Source organism: Aerococcus sp. 1KP-2016 (assembly GCF_002252085.1).
Lineage (GTDB): Bacteria > Bacillota > Bacilli > Lactobacillales > Aerococcaceae > Aerococcus.
The window spans coordinates 1-6556 of sequence record NZ_NEEY01000071.1 but is presented as its reverse complement, the minus strand read 5'-3'; the positions used below and the strand labels follow the sequence as shown (position 1 = coordinate 6556).

The following is a 6556-nucleotide window of genomic DNA, read 5'->3' as shown; positions in this document are numbered from 1 at the left end:
ATTAGCTATACTATATTAGAATTCGAAATATAAAAAATAAATATTAGACAAAACAAATTTAAAGGAGCGATTATTATGTCAATGGACTTATTAGGTATTCATCACGTAACAGCAATCACATCAAATGCAGAGAAAAATTATCAATTTTACGCAGGTGTATTGGGTATGCGTTTAGTGAAAAAAACAGTAAACCAAGATGATATTCATACTTATCATACTTTCTTTGCTGATGATGAAGGTAACGCAGGTACTGATTTAACTTTCTTTGATTTCCCAGGGGTGCCAAGCGGTTACTATGGTACAAATTCAATTTCTCGAATTGGTTTACGCGTACCAAATGATGCAGCCCTTGAATACTACGAAGCAAGATTAAAAGATTTTGGGGTTAAAACAGAAGCGATTCGTGAAATTTACGGTAAAAAAGTACTACGCTTTGAAGATTTTGACGGCCAACGTTTACAAATTTTCTCAGATGAAAACAATAAAGGAGTTGCACCTTGTAAAGCATGGAAAAACGGCCCAGTACCAGAAGATAAAGCCATTTATGGGTTAGGACCTATTGAAATCACAGTATCTTACTATGATGATTTTGCCCAAATTCTGGAACAAGTATATGGTATGGAAAAAGTATCTGACGATGGTCAAGAAGCATTATTCGAAGTAGGTGAAGGCGGTAACGGTGGTGAAGTGATTTTACGTAAAGACATCGTTTCAGGACGCGGTCTTCAAGGTTTTGGTGAAGTACACCATGTTTCATTCCGTGTCGCTGATCATGAAGCCATTGCAGCATGGTTTGATAAATATAGTGAAATTGGTATTCCAAACTCTGGTCTTGTTGACCGCTTCTTCTTCGAAGCGTTATATGCACGTATTGGTGATATCTTAATTGAATTATCTACTGATGGTCCTGGCTTTATGGGTGATGAACCTTATGAGACATTGGGTGAATCCTTATCATTACCACCATTCTTAGAAAGTAAACGCGCAAGCATTGAAGCTGAAATAAAAATGTTCGACACAAGCCAACCAAATGATTATGGCTTTAAATCGTAATCAATACGTGTTAGAATAGGTTGGAATTGGAGTGATTACTATGAGTTTTGTAGATAAATCCATGCAAGTCCTACATGAAGCCGGCTATAAATATACAAAAAAAAGGGCAGATATGTTGAATGTTTTTGATCAAGAAGGGGATTACTTCTTAAATGCAAAAGAAATTCAACAACGTTTAGAAACACAGTATCCAGGTATTTCCTTCGACACGATTTACCGGAATTTAAAATTATTTGAAGAATACCATTTCTTGGAAACTTCAGAAATAAGTGGCGAAATGGTTTTTAGAAAGCATTGCAATCCAAATATGGGACATCATCACCATTTTATTTGTATGAATTGTGGTAAAACACAAGCCATCCAATCCTGTCCCGTTTCATTTTTTCAAGACCAATTACCTGGCTGCCAAATTATCAATCACACTATAGAACTGCAAGGTTTGTGTGCAGATTGCCAAGTATAAAAAAATACTACAAAAAACGTAATTTTCTATCTATTCTGTTATCAGTATTGATAATGGTAAGGGTGGTAATTACGTTTTTTGTGTATCTTAAATATTAGTCGAGGGTTAATTTCGCTCTGTTTTTGTATAAAATAATTTTAAATAGACCTTTACAAATGAATTACCTATATCCTATACTAAAAGTAGCGAATATCTTTAATTTCATCCTGAGAGGTGAAAAAGATAGAGTTCACGTTAATAACAACAAGGACCTCCTTGTATGGTTAGGCGTCTCTATCTAGGGATTCGAAATACATACAAATAGGAGGTTTTTTATTATGGATAATTTTAGGGAAAAGAATCAAGTAGATGGGAAAATTGCGGTGAATTCAGGTGATTCAGCCAATGAAAGGGGTGTTGAACAAGTAGATGCATCCAGTCATTTTGTAGCCGTTTCATCACGCACACAAACATTTTGGCAGATGTTTGTGATCATGATGGGTTTTACCTTCTTTTCACCAAGTATGATTGCTGGTGGGCAATTAGGTTTAGGCTTAAACATGCGTGATTTTATCATTGCCGTTGTGCTTGGGAACTTGTTCCTATGCATTTATACTGGATTACTCGGATATATTGGTCAACAAACAGGTTTCTCATTGGATGCGTTAGCAGTGAAGTCCTTTGGTGTAAAAGGGTCATTCGTACCTTCACTCTTGATTGGTATTACGCAGATGGGGTGGACAGGTGTTGGGTTAGCGATGTTTGCCCTACCAGTAGCAAATTATTTCAATATGAATCCGTATTTGTTAGTAGCCATTTTCGGTATTTTAGTACTATGGACTACCTTACACGGTGTAAAAGGGATTGCAGCGCTAGGGACCATTGCTGTTCCAGCTATCCTAATTTTAGGCTTATATTCAACGTATGTATCGATCGATGCTGTTGATGGGGTTGCGCATTTATTTTCTGATAATCCAGCAAAACCCTTAACCATGTCCACTGCACTTAGTATCGTAATCGGAAACTTTATTTCTGGCGGTACAGCCACACCAAACTTTACCCGATACGGCAAAAATGCTGTGCCTACAATTATTGCAACGGGCATTGCTTTCTTTATTGGTAATACTTTAATGTTTGTATTTGGGGCGTCTGGTGCCGGTGCGTTTGGTAAAGCAGATATTTTTGATGTGCTGATTATGCAAGGATTGGCAATACCCGGTGTTTTATCTTTGGGATTCAATATTTGGACCACCAACAATAATTCTTTATATACGGCTGGATTATCGTTTTCTAGTGTGTCTAAAATGAGTTTTAAAAGATCTACTGTTTTGATGGGTGTATTGGCAACATTACTTTCAGTCTTTTTATATAATAACTTTACTGCCTACCTATCATTTTTAGGTGCCATGATTCCACCAATCGGAGGAATTATCATTGTGCACTATTTTATGCATCGTAAAGATTATCAGGATCAATCTTTTTCTGATACTATTGATTACAAAGCGATAATAGCATTGGTAATTGGTATTTTATTCGGTACCTTTTATCAACAGGGAATTGCAAGTGTTAATAGTTTAGTAATGACGGTTGTAGTGTATCTATTCGCTAGTTTGATTCAGAAAGCAAAATAAGGAGGCAGATTATATGTTAATTAAAAATGTATTTATCGAAAATAGCACTGATTTGAAAGATATCCGAATTGAAGATGGTGTATTTACTGCGATAGAAGATTCAATTGCACCGCGCCCAGATGAAGAAGTCATCGATGCGGGCAGTAAGTTAGCGTTACCGCCATTTATTGAGCCTCATATCCATCTAGACACGACCCTAACAGCTGGTCAACCAAAATGGAATGAATCTGGAACGCTTTTTGAAGGTATTGAAACCTGGGCTTTACGTAAAGCAACCTTAACCAAAAAAGATATTAAAGAACGCGTTAATCGTTTGGTCCGGGTGCAAGCAGCAAACGGGATTCAATTTGTCCGAACTCATGTAGATTCAACGGATCCTAAACTTTTGGCAATGGAAGCTTTGCTTGAATTAAAAGAAGATTTAAAAGATTCGATTGATATTCAAATTACCGCTTTCCCTCAAGAAGGGATTCATTCTTTTCCAAATGGCAAAGAATTACTTGAAGATGCTGTCAAAATGGGTGCCGATGTTGTCGGGGCAATTCCTCATTACGAATTCAACAGGGAATACAGTGTTGAATCATTACGTTATGCCGTTGGACTAGCTGAAAAATATAATAAATTAGTAGATGTACATTGTGATGAAATTGATGATGAACAATCACGAGGCCTTGAAACCCTTGCCACTTTAGCATACGAGACAGGTATGAAAGATCGTGTGACTGCTTCACATACAACGGCGATGCATAGTTATAACAATGCCTATGTATACAAATTAATGCGTTTATTGAAGATGTCTGATATTAATTTTGTTGCGAATCCGTTAGTGAATATTCATCTACAAGGACGAATGGATACTTATCCTAAACGTCGCGGACTAACTCGCGTAAAGGAATTAATGGAAAACGGAAATACAGTCGCATTTGGCCACGATGACGTTTTTGACCCATGGTACACCCACTTGGAGATGGCAACCCATTAGAAGTAATTCATATGGGCTTGCACGTAGGTCAATTGATGGGCTATCAAGATATCATGAATAGTTATCAATTTTCGACACATGCTGCTGCTAAAGTAATGCACATTCAAGATCGCTACGGAATTGAACTAGGTAAACCAGCAAATTTGATTATCATGAACAATGATAACTTCTACAATGCATTAAACCAACGCTCAGAAGTTTTATTCAATATTCGTGAAGGTCGTGTCATTGCGAAAACAGCACCTAAAGAAAAAGAAGTATTATTCTAAAATACTTTCCTTCGATTTTTGTGGGAATATTAGTTTTAAGCGAATAAGGATGGGACAAAATGGTCCCATCCTTTTCATTTTGTTTTTGAAAAATGAGAAACTTGGTTAAATCGAGAGCAAAGTATTTATAGGGGCAATTATTATTTTGAATAGTCCCGTTTTTTGAACATATGTGGGACTATTCTTCAAAATGGTCCCGCTTCCATTGTAGTTTTGCCTATTATTATTCAGGATAGTCTCATTTTTAATGGATGCGAGAGATTACTTCTCGAAATAGTTGCACTAGTTGAGGGCGAGCGGTACTATTTGCGACACAAGTTACAAATTAGGCGCATAAATAAATTTAAACAGGGCGCTAACATTGCTAACCCAATCGCATCTTAAAAAACGAACGTTGATTCAGTTTTAAGTTATATTTGTTAATAAATTAAACATTTTACCCCCAAATATTCTTTTTTGTACTATAATATTATTACATATTGTCGAATATTTACAAAATAGAAGGAGAAGATGTATGGATTTATTAGCAGGTGAACTATTTGCAGTGACTGCCGAAAAAGGGTTAAAGAAAACGAAAAATAGACTAATGAAGACCTTGGTATCTAGTATGTTAGCTGGCGTGTATATTGGCATAGGTTATATTGCGTATTTAAAGACTTTGTCAGTATCTGATGGCGATTATGCTTCATTAATCGGGGCAAGTTTATTTCCATTAGGCTTAACTTTAGTGCTGGTAGCGGGGGCAGAACTTTTTACGGGTAATTGCATGGATGTGGCAATGGCCTTTTTCGCAAAAAAAATTACCTTTCCAGCGTTAGTAAAAAATTGGGCTTTGGTGTTTGTCGGTAATTTTCTTGGTTCTTTTTTATTAGCCTTTGTTTACGGTGAGGGTTTAGGCTTTACCAAAACGTTGTTGGCGGAAAACATCTTGGCGCCAGTTGTGCTATCCAAAATTAGCAGTAGTCCACTTCAAATGATTGTTTCTGGGATGTTCTGTAACATAATGGTCTGTTTAGGGGTATGGTTAGCCAATTCTACAAAAAATAATGCTAGCAAAGCCATCTTATTATGGGTGCCCATTACAGTCTTTGTATTCTTAGGTCTACAACATAGCGTAGCAAATATGTTTTTACTTAGTGCAGGACTACTTGCTGGCATAAATACCTTTGGACAAATGCTAGTAAATCTTCTATTTGTTGGTTTGGGTAATATCATTGGAGGGGCTTTATTCGTAGGTGGTTCCTACACCTATCTAAACAGAAATTAATCTTTTTTGTTTAAATATATCCTTAGTAGATGTTTGACTTTCGAGTCATAATGACGTATAATTCACTAGAACGTTTTTTCAAGTATGAAAGAACGATTTGTAGTAACGAGGGGAGGGAAATGTCATGTCAAAAACTGTAGTTCGTAAAAACGAATCACTTGACGACGCTCTTCGTCGCTTCAAACGTTCAGTTTCAAAATCTGGCACAATACAAGAAGCACGTAAACGTGAATTCTACGAAAAACCTTCAGTAAAACGTAAGAAAAAATCTGAAGCTGCTCGTAAACGTAAATTCTAATCGTTGAGTGTTGCTATAAAGGAGGCGAATCATGGCTTTATTAGATCAACTAAATACCGATATGAAGGTAGCCATGAAAGCTAAAGATAAATTTAAGTTATCTGTGATCCGCATGCTAAAATCAGCTGTTCAAAACGCTGAAATAAGCAAGGGTAGCTCTTTGTCTGAAGAAGAAGAAATTGAACTTTTGGCTCGTGAGTTGAAGCAACGAAAAGAGTCGGAAGCAGAATTCCGTCAAGCAGACCATAGTGATTTAGCAGATGACGCGGTTGCTGAAATTGCAATTATTACTGAATATCTGCCTGAACAATTATCAGAAGAAGAATTAGATGCAGGTGTTAAACAAGTCATTGACGAAGTTGGCGCTACATCTATGAAAGACTTTGGTAAAGTGATGCAGACAGCGGTAGCCAAATTCAAAGGCCAAGCTGATGGTAATGCAATCCAAACAGTAGCAAAAAAATACTTGAGCTAATTAAGTAAAAAAGGCTCTTCGACATTTAATGTGGATAGCTTAATTTAAGCAAGAAACTTAAATTCATTTTATATGGATTTGAGTTTCTTTTTTATTTTAAATGAGATTTGATAAAAGAAGAACTATCTTTTTTGTCCTT

At 36.3% G+C, this 6556-nt stretch carries 6 protein-coding genes and 1 pseudogene; all 7 read left to right on the top strand.

What is annotated here, in order from left to right; genetic code table 11:
* Positions 1 to 75: 75 nt before the first annotated feature.
* Positions 76 to 1053: a VOC family protein gene (locus tag B9P78_RS08970; RefSeq protein WP_199445770.1), complete on the top strand. Its 978-nt coding sequence runs from the start codon at positions 76 to 78 to the stop codon at positions 1051 to 1053.
* Positions 1054 to 1093: 40 nt separating this feature from the next.
* Positions 1094 to 1516 carry a Fur family transcriptional regulator gene (locus tag B9P78_RS08965; RefSeq protein ID WP_094519104.1) on the top strand — a complete coding sequence of 141 codons (423 nt, stop codon included), beginning with the start codon at positions 1094 to 1096 and terminating at the stop codon, positions 1514 to 1516.
* 317 nt (positions 1517 to 1833) lie between these two features.
* Positions 1834 to 3126, top strand: coding sequence for a cytosine permease (codB, locus tag B9P78_RS08960; RefSeq protein WP_094519103.1), 1293 nt, complete (start codon positions 1834 to 1836; stop codon positions 3124 to 3126).
* 13 nt (positions 3127 to 3139) lie between these two features.
* Positions 3140 to 4377 (top strand): annotated as a pseudogene (gene codA / locus B9P78_RS08955) (cytosine deaminase).
* Between the two features lie 514 nt (positions 4378 to 4891).
* The gene (locus B9P78_RS08950; protein ID WP_094519102.1) at positions 4892 to 5644 is read left to right on the top strand and encodes a formate/nitrite transporter family protein; all 753 of its coding nucleotides are present in this window, start codon (positions 4892 to 4894) and stop codon (positions 5642 to 5644) included.
* 124 nt (positions 5645 to 5768) lie between these two features.
* The gene (gene rpsU / locus B9P78_RS08945) at positions 5769 to 5942 is read left to right on the top strand and encodes a 30S ribosomal protein S21 (RefSeq protein ID WP_003142732.1); all 174 of its coding nucleotides are present in this window, start codon (positions 5769 to 5771) and stop codon (positions 5940 to 5942) included.
* A gap of 31 nt (positions 5943 to 5973) precedes the next feature.
* On the top strand, positions 5974 to 6417 hold the full coding sequence (locus B9P78_RS08940; RefSeq protein ID WP_094519101.1) for a GatB/YqeY domain-containing protein: 444 nt from the start codon (positions 5974 to 5976) through the stop codon (positions 6415 to 6417).
* The last annotated feature ends 139 nt before the right edge of the window (positions 6418 to 6556 follow it).

Bases quoted from the DNA above. Each gene is read 5' to 3' on its own strand.
- B9P78_RS08970 (WP_199445770.1), top strand. From the start codon at position 76: ATGTCAATGGACTTATTAGGTATTCATCACGTAACAGCAATCACATCA.
- B9P78_RS08965 (WP_094519104.1), top strand. From the start codon at position 1,094: ATGAGTTTTGTAGATAAATCCATGCAAGTCCTACATGAAGCCGGCTAT.
- codB (WP_094519103.1), top strand. From the start codon at position 1,834: ATGGATAATTTTAGGGAAAAGAATCAAGTAGATGGGAAAATTGCGGTG.
- B9P78_RS08950 (WP_094519102.1), top strand. From the start codon at position 4,892: ATGGATTTATTAGCAGGTGAACTATTTGCAGTGACTGCCGAAAAAGGG.
- rpsU (WP_003142732.1), top strand. From the start codon at position 5,769: ATGTCAAAAACTGTAGTTCGTAAAAACGAATCACTTGACGACGCTCTT.
- B9P78_RS08940 (WP_094519101.1), top strand. From the start codon at position 5,974: ATGGCTTTATTAGATCAACTAAATACCGATATGAAGGTAGCCATGAAA.